Genomic DNA, 15,555 nt, shown 5'->3' on the forward strand with positions numbered 1-15,555 from the left:
GATAAATTGATTATCAGGCGTAATTTAATTGAAACAGATAATAAAAAGCAATTTATGCTTAGATTATTTTTTTAAATAATGATTAGGGACATCAGCCAGTCCCAGCGCATCGTAGCCGCGCCAGCGATAGTTCAGCATCGACAGGCACCAACAGACAATAAACAAACCGATAACAATAAATCCGGCATCGCCGAGATTATTATTAATGGCACCTACCGCGTCCCAAATTCCGCCGCTTAATGCAAATTTATCCATAATCAGACCCAGCGCTTCCAGCCCGCCGATAAATAACGCCACCACCACCGAGGTCCCCGTGATGGTCATATTGTAATAAAGCTTGCGCTGCGGTTTATTGAATGCCCAGCCGTAGGCGCCAATCATCAGTAAATTATCGAGGGTATCCACCAGCGCCATGCCGCTGGCAAACAGGGCCGGAAAGATCATAATCGACCACACCGACATGCCGTTCGAGGCGCTGGCGGCTGAAATCCCCAGTACGCCGATTTCGGTGGCCGTATCAAACCCGAGGCCAAACAGAAAACCGACCAGATACATCTGCCAGCTTTTACTCACCAGACGAAACGTCGCACTAAACAGCCAGCTCATCACCCCGCCCTGCGCCACGGGTTCGGCATTGACCGCCTGACCTTTTTTTAACGCCTGAAAACTGCGCCAGACGCCGCGGAGAATCACCATGTTCACCAGCGCCATCGCCAGTAAAAAGGTGGCGGAAACGGCGGTGCCGATCAGGCTGCCGCTCTCGTGAAACCAGCTCATGTTCTTTTGAAACGCCGTCGCCGTGGCGGCAATCGCTACCGAGGCCAGCACCACGATGGTCGAGTGCCCGAGCGAAAACCACGCCCCGACGCCGGACGGGCGTTTACCCTGCTGCATCAGCTTGCGCGTCACCGTATCTATCGCGGCGATATGATCGGCGTCGACCGCGTGGCGCAGGCCGTAACACCACGCCAGCAGGCTCGCCGCCATCAGCGTGGTGCTGCCGCTGAAGGTGTGCCAGGCCCAGCCCCAGGCGAGCAGATTAGCCGCCAGCAGAATCAGAAGAAGCGGTTCGTTAGAGAGGCGTCGAAGCATGTCAGTTCCTGTGTGCGAGCATTCGGGCGGCAGCCACCGCCGCCTGCCCGAACGAAATCGCCCCGTCGCCCGCGGGTAATTGCCCAGGGAACAGGAGCGTAAATTCAGAGAGATAACATTGCAGCCGCGCGCGCAGCAGTCGGTTGTGCAGCACGCCGCCGCTCAAGCAGAGCGTCGAAATGCCAAGGCGTTCGGCGTGATGGACCATTAGGTCTGCGAGCCCTTTTGCCAGCGCGTCATGGAAGGCCCACGCCCGTTCAGCGGGCGTCGCCTGCCAGTCGAGCCACTGCTGCCAGAATGTGGACATATCGTCCACCGCCAGCGTCACCGGATGATGCACGCCGGAGCAGGTCGCCGCGAGGGCTTCAAGCTGACAGGCGGCTTCGCCTTCGTAACTTTGCCTGTCTGGCGCAATGCCGAGGGCACAGGCCACGGCGTCAAACAGTCTTCCACAGGAGGAAGCCAGCGGGGCGTTGATTCCCCGCGCCACCGCCGTCGCCAGCAGCGGCCAGTTGTGCGCCTGGACGGCGCGCGTTTCAGGCCGGGCCTGCCAGTCAGGCACAAACGCCAGGCACTGGGCGAGCAAATTCCGCCACGGCTCGATGGCCGCCAGATCCCCGCCCGGCAGCGCTACGGCAGGCAAACCGCCAAGGTGAACGCACTCCAGGTAATTCACCCGCAGGCACTCGCCGCCCCACAGCGCGCCGTTCTCGCCTATCCCGATCCCATCGAGTGTCAGGGCAATCACGTCGCCGCCGTTGAGCGGCCAGCCGTTTTCGGCCAGACACGCCGCCGCGTGAGCATGGTGATGAAGCACTGTCTCTTTCGGCAGCGCCAGCGCTTCGGCCCACCGGGCAGAACGGTAGCCCAGATGGGCATCGCACACCACGCGTTCCGGCTGGAAATCATACATCTGCTGAATAACCTCCAGCGCCCCGCGCCACTGGCGTTCGACACCGTCGTCGCTCAGATCGCCAAAGTGCTGACTCAGCACCGCCTGCCCGCCGCGCACCAGGCAGAAGGTGTTTTTCATCTCCGCGCCGAGACAGAGCATCGGCGGGATATCCGTAAAGCCTGCGGGCAGCGGAATGGCGTCCGGGACAAAACCCCGCGCGCGGCGCAGCATCGCGCCCTGCGCGTCCATCACCGAATCATCCATGCGCTGCAGGATGTCGCGGTTATGCAGCAAAAATCCGTCGGCGAGTTCGCCCAGTTCCTCCAGCGCCTGTTCGTTGTTGAGCGCAGGCGGCTTGCCGCTCAGATTCCCGGAGGTCATCACCAGCGGGCGGGCGCAGTCGTCCATCAGCAGATGTTGAAGCGGGTTAGACGCGAGCATCACGCCTATGCAATCGAGATCCGGCGCGATGTTGTGCGGCAGAGGCGGCAACGCGCTTTTCGCGGTCAGCACAATGGGTGCGGCGGGAGAAAGTAAACGCTCCCTGACGGGGGCAGGTAAGCCATTGGCATGAGGCAGCATCACCGCCAGCGGTTTCGCCGGACGATGTTTACGCTCGCGCAGGCGCGCCACGGCCAGTTCATTATTCGCGTCGCAGGCCAGATGAAAACCGCCGAGGCCTTTGATCGCCACGATTCCGCCGCTTTTCAGCATCGCAACGGCAGCCGCTAAGGCGTCATCACGCGTCAGGCGACGGTCACCGGCGCGCCACTCCAGCTCCGGCCCGCAGTCCGGGCACGCCACCGGCTGGGCGTGAAAACGCCGGTCCGCCGGATCGCGGTATTCGCGCTCGCACGGCGCGCACAGCGGAAAGGCGGCCATCGCCGTATCAGGCCGGTCGTAGGGCATGGCGCGAATGATGGTAAAACGCGGGCCGCAGTGGGTGCAGTTGATAAAGGGATAGCGGTAGCGACGTTCGCGTGGATCGCGCATTTCAGCGAGGCACGCCGGGCAGGTCGCCGCGTCCGGGACGATTTGCGTGGACATCGCCCCGGACGCGCTGTGGCGGATGGTGAACTTCGCAGGCAAATGCGGCCAGGTCAACGGCTGAGTTTCAACGCTGTCGATACGCGCCAGCGGCGGGCAGTCCAGCAACAGCCGCTGTTGAAACGCCGTCGCCTCGTCCGCCAGGCGCACCAGCACGCCTTCCCCGTCGTTACAGACGTCACCGCGAAGACCGAGCTGATTCGCCAGCTGCCAGACAAAGGGGCGAAAACCCACCCCCTGCACTTTGCCGCGCACCCGCAGCTGCACGCCGTTACGGCTCATAATGACTAAAACAGCATCGATGACGAGGTGTCGAACGCCGCGCGGCGGCGCTTCTCGGCGCTCATCTGTTCCAGCTTGTTACGATCGACGCAGACCAGGGCGTGCGTCGGGCAGGCTTCGATGCACGCCGGGCCGCTCTCGCGGTGGTTGCACAGATCGCATTTGTTGGCTTCGGCTTTGTCGGCGCGCACGCTCAGGCCCGCGCCGCTGTTGCGCACAACCGGACGCACGACCACTTCCATCGCGCCGTACGGACAGGCCACGACGCAGGTTTTACATCCGATGCAGCGCTGCTGCATCACCTGCACAAAGCCGTTTTCACGGTTAATGGCCCCGTTAGGGCAGACGTTCGCACAGGGCGCGTCTTCGCACTGGCGGCAAATTGCCGCCGTTGAGATATTCACGCCCTTGATGACATGAATACGTGGCAGGAAAGATTCCGGGGTCAGGGAGGCACAGTCCTGCTGCGCCTGATGGGACACAACGCACGCCACTTCACAGGTACGACAGCCAATACATTTACTGGCATCAGCCATAATAAAACGGTTCATCTGCTTCTCCAGCATTAAGTTATGCGGCGAAACATACATAAAGCGTGCCACATTTTAATACACTGATTTCACTGAACTTAATCAGTGGCCCCAGATGTCATCGTCACGAGTGACGATGACATCTGTCGACGTCAGACATGAACGTGAGCGGCAACCGAATCACGCAGGATTAGCTCACCGGGGAAGGCCTGTTGATAGTTGAACTCGCCGCCGTCGAGCATAAAAATCAGGCGGCTGATGGTCTCTTTGATCATCTCCGTGACCGGAATACGCACGCTGGAGAGCGAGGGCACGATGTAGGGGGCGATAGCCACATCATCAAACCCTACCACCGACACCTCGCCCGGCGTGGCGATCCCGCTGTCATGAAGCTGTTTCAGCGCACCGATCGCCATATCGTCATTGCTGGCGACCAGTGCGGTAAATTTCGCGTTGCGTTCAAGCAGCGTGGCAACGCCCGCCGCCCCGCTCTCCGGGGTCCATCTCCCCTCGACCTGCAACTCGTCGCGCAGGGGAATGTAGTGCTGTAACAGCGCCTCTTTGTATCCTGAAAGACGTTCGATACCGGTCGGGGAATCCAGCGATCCGGTGATAAAGGCGATATCCCGATGGCCCATCGCAATCAGCTGCGACACCGCGTCCTGGCACGAGGCCTTATGATCGGACCACACGCAGTGGCTGCTGTTTTTGCGCAGGCGACGGTTTAGCACCATGATCGGCTGCTCCTGCTTTTCGATAATCTCGTCCATCTCATCGACGCTTAAAAAGCGCGGATAGATGATGATCGCATCGCAGCGCATGTCGAGCAGATACTGGATCGCCTCACGCTCTTCGTCGGCGCTGTGCTTCCCGTCCGCCAGAATCAGCTGGCGGCCTTTTTCTTCCGTCATGCGCGCCGCGTGGAACAGCAGTTCACTGAAATAGACGCCGTGATACAGGGTGTTGGTGACCACCAGCCCCAGGGTTTGCGTCCGTTTGGTGGCGAGATTTCGCGCCAGTAAATTCGGGCGGTAGCCGCTCTCTTCAATCGCCTGAAAAACCCGGTCTTTTGTCTCCTGGCTCACGTAGCCATTGCCCGAAAGCACCCGAGAAACCGTGGCCTTCGACACCCCTGCCCGCTTCGCCACTTCCAGCATCGTGGTCATCTGAATATTCCGTCTAAAACTGATGCGCCGAAGTGTACTGCACCGCGCGAAAATTGTCGCAGCGCGTATCTCACGCTTTTGAATGGTCAAAGTGATCGCTATCACGAATGTAAAAAATGCATAAACCTCCATCTTGTTTCATACGAAGAAACTCATCATGATTTTGTGGAACCGGTTTCCTACACGTTCTCACAATTACAACAGGATCACTTCCGATGGCCAAAAATTATGCCGCGCTGGCGAAAGACGTTGTCAGCGCGCTCGGCGGCAAAGACAACATCGTCGCCGTCACCCACTGTATGACGCGCCTGCGCTTTGTGCTGCAGGACGAAAGCGCCATCGACAGCGCGACCCTCAAAAGCATCAGCGGCGTGCTCGGCGTGGTGCGCAACGACAACCAGTGCCAGGTGATTATCGGCAACACGGTTTCTCAGGCGTACCGCGAAGTGGTGAATCTGCTGCCTGCCGGAATGCGTCCTGCTGAGCCGCAAGGCCCGCAAAAACTGACTCTGCGCCGGATCGGTGCCGGGATCCTCGACGCGCTGATCGGCACCATGTCCCCGCTGATCCCGGCGATCATCGGCGGTTCGATGGTGAAGCTGCTGGCGATGATCCTCGAGATGACCGGCGTGCTGACCAAAGGCGCACCGACGCTCACCATTCTGACGGTGATCGGCGACGGCGCGTTCTTCTTCCTGCCGCTGATGGTGGCCGCCTCTGCCGCCGTCAAATTCAAAACCAACATGTCGCTGGCGATTGCCATCGCGGGCGTGCTGGTCCATCCGAGCTTTATCGAGCTGATGGCGAAAGCCGCCCAGGGCGAGCACGTGGAGTTCGCCTTTATCCCGGTCACCGCCGTGAAATACACCTACACGGTGATCCCGGCGCTGGTGATGACCTGGTGCCTGTCATACATCGAACGCTGGGTGGACAAGATCACCCCGGCGGTGACCAAAAACTTCCTTAAGCCGATGCTGATCGTGCTGATTGCCGCCCCGCTGGCCATCCTGTTGATTGGTCCGATCGGTATCTGGATTGGCACCGCGATTTCCGCGCTGGTTTACACCGTGCACGATTATCTCGGCTGGCTGTCCGTCGCCATCATGGGCGCGCTGTGGCCGCTGCTGGTGATGACCGGGATGCACCGCGTCTTTACGCCAACCATCATTCAGACCATCGCCGAAACCGGCAAAGAAGGGATGGTCATGCCGTCGGAAATCGGCGCGAACCTGTCGCTCGGCGGTTCTTCGCTGGCGGTGGCGTGGAAAACCAAAAACCCGGAGCTGCGCCAGACGGCACTCGCGGCGGCGGCATCCGCCATCATGGCGGGGATTTCTGAACCGGCCCTGTACGGCGTGGCGATTCGCCTGAAACGCCCGCTGATTGCGAGCCTGATCAGCGGCTTTATCTGCGGCGCGATCGCCGGTATGGCGGGACTTGCCAGCCACTCCATGGCGGCACCGGGCCTGTTTACCAGCGTCCAGTTCTTCGATCCGGCGAACCCGATGACCATCGTCTGGGTGTTTGGGGTGATGGCCCTGGCCGTGGTGCTCTCCTTTGTTCTGACCCTGATCCTCGGCTTTGAGGATATCCCGGTCGAAGACGAGGCCGAGAAAGCCCGCGCCCTGCAAACCGCACCGGTTCCGGCACACGAGGCGCGAGCCTGATGAATAACGAGGTCAACATGTCTGTTTTTCCAGAAGGATTTTTATGGGGTGGCGCACTGGCCGCCAACCAGAGTGAAGGCGCTTATCGCGAGGGCGGCAAAGGGCTGACCACCGTCGATATGATCCCCCACGGCGCAAACCGGATGGCGGTGAAAGTCGGGAAGGAAAAACGTTTTACGCTTCGCGACGACGAGTTTTACCCCAGCCACGAGGCGATTGATTTTTACCATCGCTACAAAGAAGACATCGCCCTGATGGCGGAGATGGGTTTTACGGTGTTCCGCACTTCCATCGCCTGGAGCCGCCTCTATCCGAACGGCGACGAGCCGCTGCCGAATCAGGACGGCATCGCCTATTACCGTGCGGTGTTTGAAGAGTGCAAAAAGTACAACATCGAGCCGTTAGTAACCCTGTGCCACTTCGATGTGCCGATGCACCTGGTCACCGAATACGGCTCCTGGCGCAACCGTAAAATGGTCGATTTCTTCGCACGCTATGCGCGCACCTGCTTCGAGGAGTTCAACGGCCTGGTGAAATACTGGCTGACCTTCAACGAGATCAACATCATGCTGCACAGCCCGTTCTCGGGCGCGGGGCTGGTGTTTGAAGAGGGCGAAAACGAAGACCAGGTGAAATACCAGGCCGCGCACCACGAGTTAGTGGCGAGCGCGCTGGCAACCAAAATCGCCCACGAGGTGAACCCGGAAAACCAGGTCGGCTGCATGCTGGCGGGCGGAAATTTCTATCCTTACTCCTGCAAGCCAGAAGACGTGTGGACGGCGCTGGAAAAAGACCGCGAGAACCTGTTCTTTATCGACGTGCAGGCGCGCGGCAGCTATCCGGCCTACTCGGCGCGCGTGTTCCGCGAAAAAGGGGTGACGATTGTTAAAGACCCGGCTGACGACCAGATCCTCAAGCACACCGTCGATTTTGTCTCGTTCAGCTACTACGCGTCACGCTGCGCCTCGGCGGAGATGAACGCCAACAACACCAGCGCGGCCAACATCGTTAAATCTCTGCGCAACCCGCACATCGAAGTGAGCGAATGGGGCTGGGGCATCGACCCGCTGGGCCTGCGCATCACGATGAACATGATGTACGACCGCTACCAGAAACCGCTGTTCCTGGTGGAAAACGGGCTCGGTGCGAAAGACGAGATCGACGCGAATGGTGAGATTAACGACGACTATCGCATCAGCTATCTGCGGGAACACATCCGCGCGATGGGCGATGCGATTGAAGACGGCGTCCCGCTGATGGGCTACACCACCTGGGGCTGTATCGACCTGGTAGCGGCATCCACCGGGGAGATGAGCAAGCGCTACGGGTTTGTGTATGTCGATCGCGACGACGCAGGCAACGGGACGCTGGACCGGAAACGCAAAAAATCGTTCTGGTGGTATAAGAAGGTGATTGCGAGTAACGGGGCGGATTTGGGCTAGTCGCTTACATCGGTCTGGGATTTTGTAGGCCCGGTAAGCGCAGCGCCACCGGGCAATTTCAGGCCGCAGCGCCGTTTCCCGCCGGGTGGCGGCTGCGCCTTACCCGGCCTACAAAAACCCTTTTTAGGCCGGGCCACAACGGCTCATAACTGCGCAAATCCCCCATCCCCTTCCCACCCCGCCAGCCGGGAATAGACCACTTCAACCGCCGCTTTAATCGCTGGCGTCATCGGGTAATAAAACCCGACAATATCCGGCTGAATGCCCAAAAACAGCACCTCGCCCACGTCGTCTTTAATCTGATCGACCAGATAGTTGAGGGGCATATTGTGGGTGGTCATCATGAACATCTCCGCGATATCGTCCGGGTCGATCAGGCGGATTTCGCCGGGGTTCAGCCCCATGTCCGTCGCATCGACAATCAGCAGACGGTCCGGGCGCAGCTCGCGCAGGGCGACCACGTCGTTTTCCGGCGCGCTGCCGCCGTCGATCACCCGCCAGTTGCCCTGCGGATTCGCGAAGCACATCTCCGCCAGCAGCGGGCCTGCACCGTCATCGCCCATCATGCTATTGCCGACACACAGTAAAACGTCAGTCACGTAATCTCCTCACCATCAGGTAGATGGCGCTCTCCTGATGAATATCATGCAGCATGCTGAGCAGCGTTTTGCTCCACGCCTGCTGGGCGGGGGTTTGCACCGCCAGCGCCGCGTCAAAGGCGTTCGCCAGCATGGCGATGTGGTTGCTGTCGATGACGATCTCGCCATACTTCGGCACGCCTTCCATTTTGCGCCGCGCCGTACTGTCCGTCTCCAGCGTGCCGATCCAGGCCAGATACTCTTGCCACGGGCAGCTCAACGCCGCCTCTAAACAGTCGATCACGCCAAGGTGGTGGCCAATCGCCAGGCTGTAATAGACCACCTGCTGGGCCGCATCCGGCGTCGCATCGTTCTCATCGATAAATTTACGGCTCAGCTGACTGAACACCACCTGTTCGCTCATCGGATACGCGCCTCGTCGACCACCTGGTTGAGGTTCGCCACGATCTCGTTCAGACGCGGATCTTTTTCCGCCTCCAGCCAGCGCTCAACCTGATGCTCGCCCTGGCTCAGCAGACGCAGATAGTCATCGGCAATCTGGCGGCCATAGCGATATCCGGCAAGACGACGCGCCGTCCTGTCGACCTTCACCCGCAGCGGCTGCACCATGTCCGGATGCAGAATTTGCGCGGGCTGGTTGTCGATTTCCCCCGGCTCGCGGGCGTGAATTTTCTGCTCCAGCAGCCCCAGCGCCATCGCAAAACCGTACAGCGTCGCGGCAGGCGTCGGTGGGCAGCCGGGAATATAGACATCCACCGGCACGATTTTGTCGGTCCCACCCCAGACGCAGTAGAGATCGTGGAAGATACCGCCGCTGTTGCCGCACGCCCCGTAGGAGATGCAGATTTTCGGATCCGGCGCCGACTGCCAGGCACGCAGGGCCGGAGATCGCATCGCGCGCGTCACCGCGCCGGTGAACAGCAGAATGTCCGCATGACGCGGAGACGGCACCACTTTGATGCCAAAACGTTCGGCGTCAAACAGCGGAGACAGAGTGGCGAAGATTTCAATCTCGCAGCCGTTGCAGCCCCCGCAGTCCACGCGGTAGACGTAGGCGGAACGTTTGATTTTTTTCAGCAGAGACGCTTTCATGTTGGCGATGGATTCATCCACCGTCATCGGCACCGGAATGCCGTTATCGTCGCGCGGGCCGAGTAAATTATTCATCAGCTGGCTTCTCTCATGTGGCGGGTGATATCGATGCGGTCGGACGGCAGCAGGCACTTCTGACGCTTGCACTCCGGGCAGGTTTCAAACCCTTCCCGGTGCAGTTCCGCCCGCGCATCGCCGTTGTGTTTCAGCAGCGCGATGGCATAGTCGATCTCTTTTTGCACGGCGAACGGATGGTTGCAGACGCGGCAATGGCACAGGTCAAAGCGCGACTGCTGAAGGAAATCGGCTTTGTTCCACACCGCCAGCTCGTACTCCTGCGACAGCTTAATCGCCGCCGTCGGGCAGACCTCTTCGCAGCGACCACAGAAAATGCAGCGCCCGAGGTTGAACTGCCAGGCCAATTCATTCGTCGCCAGATCCGTCTCCACCGTCAGGGCGTTCGACGGACAGGCATTCACGCACGCCGCACAGCCGATGCACTGCTGCGGGTTGTGCTCCGGTTTGCCACGAAAGTTTTTATCGACCGGCATCGGCTCAAGGGGATAACTGCTGGTGACCGTGCCGGTTTTGATCACTTTTTTGATAAATGTAAACATGACGGCTCCTTATTTCAGCGGCGAGTTCTTGCGCTCGATGCTGTAGCGTTCAAGCTCTTTGTACGGCACCACCTGGCTTTTCTTCTTGCGTACATCCACCACCGTCATGCGGTCGGTACAGGAGTAGCAAGGATCGAGGCTACCGATGATCAGCGGCGCGTCAGACACCGTGTTGCCGCGCAGCATATAGCGCAGGGTCGGCCAGTTGGCGTAGGTCGCCGCACGACAGCGCCAGCGGTAGAGCTTCTGGTTGTCGCCGGTCATGCTCCAGTGGATATCATCCCCGCGCGGCGCTTCGGAGAACCCGAGGGCGAAGCGGTTCGGAATATAGGTAAAGCCTTCCACTGCCAGAGGCCCGCCCGGCAGGTTATCCAGACCAAAGTCGATCATATTCAGCGCGGTAAAGACTTCGTTGATGCGCACTTTCAGGCGGGAAATCACGTCGCAGCCCTGCTCGGTGTGGACCGTCATCGGCAGCAGGCCGTAGCCCACGAACGGGTGATCGGCGCGGGTATCGCGGGCGTGGCCGCTGGCGCGTACCATCGGGCCGACGTTGCTGAAGTCGCGGGCGATCTGCGGATCAAGACGGCCCACACCGACGGTACGCTGCTCGATGTTGGGCGTGCTGAGCAGCATATCCACCAGATCCTGCACGTCGCGGCGCATCTGCTGCGCCAGCAGGCGAGTCTGGATCATGTCGTCTTTCAGCAGATCGCGGCGAATCCCGCCGATCAGGTTCAGACCGTAGGTTTTACGCGCCCCGGTGAGGATCTCCGCCATTTTCATCGAGGCTTCACGGACGCGGAAGAACTGCATAAACCCGGAATCAAAGCCGACGAAGTGACAGGCCAGGCCGAGGTTCAGCAGATGCGAATGCAGGCGCTCCACTTCCAGCAGAATGGCGCGGATCATCTGAGCGCGCTCCGGCACCACGATCCCCATCGCGTTTTCCACCGAAGTGGTGTAGGCGGTGCTGTGGGCGAAGCCGCAGATCCCGCACACGCGATCCGACAGGAAGGTGACTTCGTTATAACCCATGCGGGTTTCCGCCAGTTTTTCCATTCCACGGTGGACGTAGAACAGGCGGTAATCGGCATCGATAATATTTTCGCCATCGACAAACAGGCGGAAGTGGCCCGGTTCATCGGAGGTGACGTGCAGCGGGCCAATAGGCACCACGTTGTTCTTTTTGCTGCCGAGCTCGTTGATGAACTCGTAGGTTTCGCTGTCGGTGGTCGGGGCAGGACGCTGGCGATAATCCATGCTGTCTTTGCGCAGGGGATAGAGTTCATCCGGCCAGTCGTCGGGAAGCACAAGACGGCGTTCATCCGGCAGGCCGACCGCGATCAGACCGTACATATCGCGCACTTCGCGCTCGCCCCACACCGCCGCAGGCACGCGCGGCGTGACGGACGGGTATTCCGGTTTATTCGGATCGACTTCGACGCGCACCGTAATCCAGCACTTCTCGCCCTGCTCCATCGACAGCACGTAATAGACCGCGTAGTTGCCGCACAGCTGACGTTCGTCGTTGCCGAACAGCACCGACAGCCAGCCGCCCTGCTGGTAATAGAGAAACTCCACCACTTCCGGCAGATAGTTCACCTTGATGGTGACGGTGATCTGGTCTTTGGTCTGCCAGCTCTCCTCCAGCACCACGCCGGGAAACGCCTGATGCAGTGCGGCGAGATACTGTTGACCCACTTTTTCTTCTGACATGCTAAAACTCTCTGTAATCACGCCACCAGCAAGGAGACGAAGGCTAAAAAGGCGAACCCAAAACCGGCCCAGGTGATGCGCGAGGTGGCGTTGAACCGCAGACGCGCCATGCTGTTTTCAAACAGGGCGATGATCAGCACACCAACCACCAACTTGAGCACGGCCATTACTACCGCCAGCAGTAAACCCGCCGCCGAGAAGTGCGTCATCTGTCCCCACGGGAAGAAGACGCCGACAAACATCTGCAGCACCACCAGCTGTTTAAGGCTGATGCCCCATTTCAGGACCGCAAAACCGTAGCCGCTGTACTCCGTGAGCGGGCCTTCCTGCAGCTCCTGCTCCGCTTCCGCGAGGTCAAACGGCAGTTTGCCCATCTCGATAAAGGTGGCGAACGCGCAGGCGCAGAGGGCCAGAATCAGCGGAACGCTGCGGGCAACCGGCCAGTGATAGACGGTATCCGCGATAAAGCTGATGTGGGTCGAACCCGCGACCTGCGCCGCGACCCACAGGCCCAGCAGCAGAATCGGCTCAACCAGCACGCCGAGCATCGCTTCGCGGCTGGCACCAATACCAGTAAACGGACTGCCCGTATCCAGCCCGGCAATCGCAAAGAAAAAGCGCGCGATGGCGAACAGGTAAATCAGGGTAATCAAATCACCCAGCACCGGCAGCGGCGACGCGATCGTCACCACTGGCAACGCGGTGGCGATGGTCAGCATCACGCCGACCATCACGAACGGCGTCAGGCGGAAGACCCAGCCGGAGGCGTCCGGGGCGATGCTCTGACGACCCATCAGCTTGAAGAGATCGCGGTACTCCTGGAGGACGCCAGGGCCGCGACGGTTGTGCATTCGGGCGCGGGCCACGCGGGTGATGCCCGAGAGCAGTGGCGCAGCGGCGAATAACACCAGCGCCTGAAGTAATGCCAGTAACAGACTCATGTCAGGCTCCTCGTGAAATCACAATCACCACCAGCACCGCCAGCTCGACAAGCGCGAGGCGACGGAACAGCGTGGGCGCGACCGCGCTTTGCCAGCCGGGGATCATCCTGACCGGATTCAGGGCGTGGCGCAGTTTCAGCACAAAGGCGAAGTTCTCTTTCACCGGCATCGCAAAACCGTGCGCGGTAATCACCATCGACTGCTCGTGCTCGTATCCGCAGGCCCATGCCGTCCCGCGTGAACGGGCAGGCAGACGGTCGCGTTTGAAGAACATCATCAACACCAGCGGCAGAAGCGGCGCAGCGATCAGCAGCAGGGCCATCATCGGCTGCGAAACGGCGGTGTGGGCGGTGGTGAGCGGCAGCGGAACCGCCGAACCCAGCAGCGGCAGCAGCCACGGCGCAGCCACCCCGCCCGCGATGCAGCACAGGGCCAGCAGCACTACGCTCGCCGTCATCAGGGCCGGTGCGCAGCGGGCGTTTTCCGCCTCGCGGGTGCGCGGTGCGCCGAGGAAGGTGACGCCGTAGACTTTCGCCATACACATCACCGCCAGCGCGCCGGTGATCGCCAGACCGACAGCCAGCATCGGCCCCAGCAGACGGGCGACAAAGACATCGCTCTGGCCGAGAGCAAAGAAGGACTGATAGATCACCCACTCACCGGCAAAGCCGTTGAGCGGCGGCAGCGCGGCCATCGCCATCAAACCGACCAGCATGGCGAGCGAAATCAGCGGCATTTTTTTGCCAATACCGCCGAGCTTCTCGATATCGCGATGCCCGGTGCGGAACCAGACGCTGCCCGCCCCGAGGAACAGCGTGCTTTTAAACAGGCTGTGGTTAACGAGGTGATATAGCCCGCCGATGAAGCCACAGGCGATCAGCGCCGGATGGTTCAGCGCCAGGCCGGTCAGCCCCGCGCCCAGACCGAGCAGGATGATGCCGATGTTCTCCAGGGTGTGATACGCCAGCAGACGCTGGATGTTGTGCTCCATCAGGGCGTACAGGCCGCCGACAAAGGCGGTGATCATCCCGGCAATCAGCAGCACTACGCCCCACCACAGCGGCGGCTGGCCGCCAATCAGGGAAAGGGTCAGGATGCCGAACAGACCGACTTTCATCACCACCGTCGAAAACAGCGTCGCGGCGGGGGCGGACGCATTGGCATGCGCCTGCGGTACCCAGCCGTGCAGGGGAATAATCCCCGCCAGCAGACCAAAGCCGACCACGCCCAGCAGCCAGATATCCGCCCCGAACGGCAGCATCTGCGCGCGGGCGCTCAGGAGATCCAGATCCAGCGTGCCGTAGCGCTGCCACACCAGCCAGCAGGTCAGCGCCAGCAGAACGGTGCCGAGGCGCCCGAGGGCAAACCACAGTTTCCCGGACTGGCTGCACCCGGTCAGGAACACGCCGCACAGGGCCATGATTTCCGCCATCACCACCAGCGCCGCCAGATTGCTGGCGACCACCGTACAGACGGCGGCGGCGAGCAGGAGATTGACCAGCAGACCGTTGGGTTTGGTCTGCGGATGGCGATGCCAGTCAATATTGAACAGGCTGACAAACAGGCCGCACAGGCCAAAGGTGATGAGCCAGATCGCGTTCAGCGGCGTGAGCTGGACGGTGTGGCGAACCAGCGGCATCACGCCTTGCGCATGCAGACCGCCGGTAAGCACCATAAATCCGGCGCAGGTTGTGATCGCACTCCCCAGCGCGCCGCCGATCCCGGCGGTCCATCCGCTGAGGGTTTTGTGGAACGAGAAGAGCAGCGACAGCACGGCCGCGGCCACAAACCAGGCCACGGCGCTGTTAATCAGAGTCACAGCGTTCATTTCGCCCCCTCGTTTTGCGCCTGGAACAGCGACAGATCGCCAAAATCGGTGTTTATCGTCAGCTCGCGTTTGCGTTTACTGGTGCGCGCGATATCGCGGATGTTAACCAGAATCAGCGCTTTGGTCGGGCAGGTGCGCACGCACGCCGGGCCTTGCTCATCGAAGCTGCACAGATCGCACTTCACCGCCACGGCGCGCACGCCCGGCACCCAGTCCAGCAGGCTGCTGACGCGGGCCGGTGCGGGAGGCGCTGGCGGCGCTTTTGGCGAGTTGGCGTTGGCCGGAATATGCAGCGGACGGCTGCCGGAAAATTCAATCGCGCCAAACGGACAGGCGATGCCGCACAGCTTGCAGCTCACGCACAGGCTCTCGTTCAGCTGCACCGCGCCATCGATACGGGTGATGGCATTCACAGGACAGACGCCCGCGCAGGGGGCATCCTCACATTGATGGCAGAGCTGCGGGGCAGACTCTTTTTCATTACGCATAACGCGCAGGCGCGGCATCGACTGCAGCCCGTGCAGACGGTGTGTTTCGGAACACGCCGCTTCACAGGTGTGGCAGCCAATACAGACCGTCGAGTCAGCAATTACAAAACGGTTCACCGGGTAGTCCTCAGGACAGTGTCATTTTTGACG

General features: G+C 60.6%; 14 protein-coding genes. 2 read left to right on the forward strand and 12 right to left on the reverse strand.

Annotated features, from left to right (window positions below):
• Nucleotides 1–63: 63 nt before the first annotated feature.
• From U9O48_RS17400 to U9O48_RS17415, 4 genes are all read right to left on the reverse strand, one after another.
• Nucleotides 64–1,092 carry a HoxN/HupN/NixA family nickel/cobalt transporter gene (locus tag U9O48_RS17400; protein ID WP_324722858.1) on the reverse strand — a complete coding sequence of 343 codons (1,029 nt, stop codon included), beginning with the start codon at nucleotides 1,090–1,092 and terminating at the stop codon, nucleotides 64–66.
• A gap of 1 nt (nucleotide 1,093) precedes the next feature.
• Nucleotides 1,094–3,316 (reverse strand): carbamoyltransferase HypF, encoded by a 2,223-nt coding sequence (gene hypF / locus U9O48_RS17405; protein WP_324722859.1) that lies wholly within the window; start codon nucleotides 3,314–3,316, stop codon nucleotides 1,094–1,096.
• Between the two features lie 5 nt (nucleotides 3,317–3,321).
• Nucleotides 3,322–3,867, reverse strand: a complete 546-nt coding sequence (hydN, locus tag U9O48_RS17410; protein WP_282493065.1) for an electron transport protein HydN — start codon at nucleotides 3,865–3,867, stop codon at nucleotides 3,322–3,324.
• Nucleotides 3,868–3,998: 131 nt separating this feature from the next.
• Complete coding sequence (locus tag U9O48_RS17415) at nucleotides 3,999–5,012, reverse strand: LacI family DNA-binding transcriptional regulator (protein WP_285144861.1); 1,014 nt, start codon at nucleotides 5,010–5,012, stop codon at nucleotides 3,999–4,001.
• A gap of 215 nt (nucleotides 5,013–5,227) precedes the next feature.
• Here U9O48_RS17415 and ascF point away from each other — a divergent pair, with 215 nt between their 5' ends.
• Both ascF and U9O48_RS17425 read left to right on the forward strand, forming a co-directional pair.
• Entirely contained in the window at nucleotides 5,228–6,679 is a 1,452-nt protein-coding gene (ascF, locus tag U9O48_RS17420; RefSeq protein ID WP_285157883.1) for a PTS cellobiose/arbutin/salicin transporter subunit IIBC, read from the forward strand.
• A gap of 17 nt (nucleotides 6,680–6,696) precedes the next feature.
• Complete coding sequence (locus U9O48_RS17425; protein WP_324722860.1) at nucleotides 6,697–8,121, forward strand: 6-phospho-beta-glucosidase; 1,425 nt, start codon at nucleotides 6,697–6,699, stop codon at nucleotides 8,119–8,121.
• Between the two features lie 143 nt (nucleotides 8,122–8,264).
• Here the strand turns inward: U9O48_RS17425 and hycI are convergent, their stop codons facing one another.
• Genes hycI through U9O48_RS17465 form a run of 8 tightly spaced genes read right to left on the reverse strand, consistent with a single transcriptional unit; the run spans nucleotide 8,265 to nucleotide 15,522 of the window.
• Entirely contained in the window at nucleotides 8,265–8,720 is a 456-nt protein-coding gene (gene hycI, locus U9O48_RS17430; protein WP_324722861.1) for a hydrogenase maturation peptidase HycI, read from the reverse strand.
• On the reverse strand, nucleotides 8,713–9,123 hold the full coding sequence (locus U9O48_RS17435; protein WP_324722862.1) for a formate hydrogenlyase maturation HycH family protein: 411 nt from the start codon (nucleotides 9,121–9,123) through the stop codon (nucleotides 8,713–8,715). The genes hycI and U9O48_RS17435 overlap by 8 nt, the downstream gene beginning before the upstream one ends.
• On the reverse strand, nucleotides 9,120–9,887 hold the full coding sequence (locus U9O48_RS17440; protein WP_282493059.1) for an NADH-quinone oxidoreductase subunit B family protein: 768 nt from the start codon (nucleotides 9,885–9,887) through the stop codon (nucleotides 9,120–9,122). Before U9O48_RS17440 ends, U9O48_RS17435 begins: the two co-directional genes overlap by 4 nt.
• Nucleotides 9,887–10,429, reverse strand: a complete 543-nt coding sequence (locus tag U9O48_RS17445) for a formate hydrogenlyase complex iron-sulfur subunit (RefSeq protein WP_282493058.1) — start codon at nucleotides 10,427–10,429, stop codon at nucleotides 9,887–9,889. The genes U9O48_RS17440 and U9O48_RS17445 overlap by 1 nt, the downstream gene beginning before the upstream one ends.
• Nucleotides 10,430–10,438: 9 nt before the next feature.
• Nucleotides 10,439–12,148, reverse strand: a complete 1,710-nt coding sequence (locus U9O48_RS17450; protein WP_324722863.1) for a hydrogenase large subunit — start codon at nucleotides 12,146–12,148, stop codon at nucleotides 10,439–10,441.
• 17 nt (nucleotides 12,149–12,165) lie between these two features.
• Nucleotides 12,166–13,089, reverse strand: coding sequence for a respiratory chain complex I subunit 1 family protein (locus U9O48_RS17455; RefSeq protein WP_324722864.1), 924 nt, complete (start codon nucleotides 13,087–13,089; stop codon nucleotides 12,166–12,168).
• 1 nt (nucleotide 13,090) lies between these two features.
• Nucleotides 13,091–14,917, reverse strand: a complete 1,827-nt coding sequence (hycC, locus tag U9O48_RS17460; protein ID WP_324722865.1) for a formate hydrogenlyase subunit 3 — start codon at nucleotides 14,915–14,917, stop codon at nucleotides 13,091–13,093.
• A complete protein-coding gene (locus U9O48_RS17465) occupies nucleotides 14,914–15,522 on the reverse strand; it encodes a 4Fe-4S dicluster domain-containing protein (RefSeq protein ID WP_282493054.1) in 609 nt (202 codons plus the stop codon). Before U9O48_RS17465 ends, hycC begins: the two co-directional genes overlap by 4 nt.
• Between the last annotated feature and the right edge of the window lie 33 nt (nucleotides 15,523–15,555).

Source organism: Lelliottia sp. JS-SCA-14 (assembly GCF_035593345.1).
Classification (GTDB): Bacteria; Pseudomonadota; Gammaproteobacteria; order Enterobacterales; family Enterobacteriaceae; genus Enterobacter; species Enterobacter wanjuensis.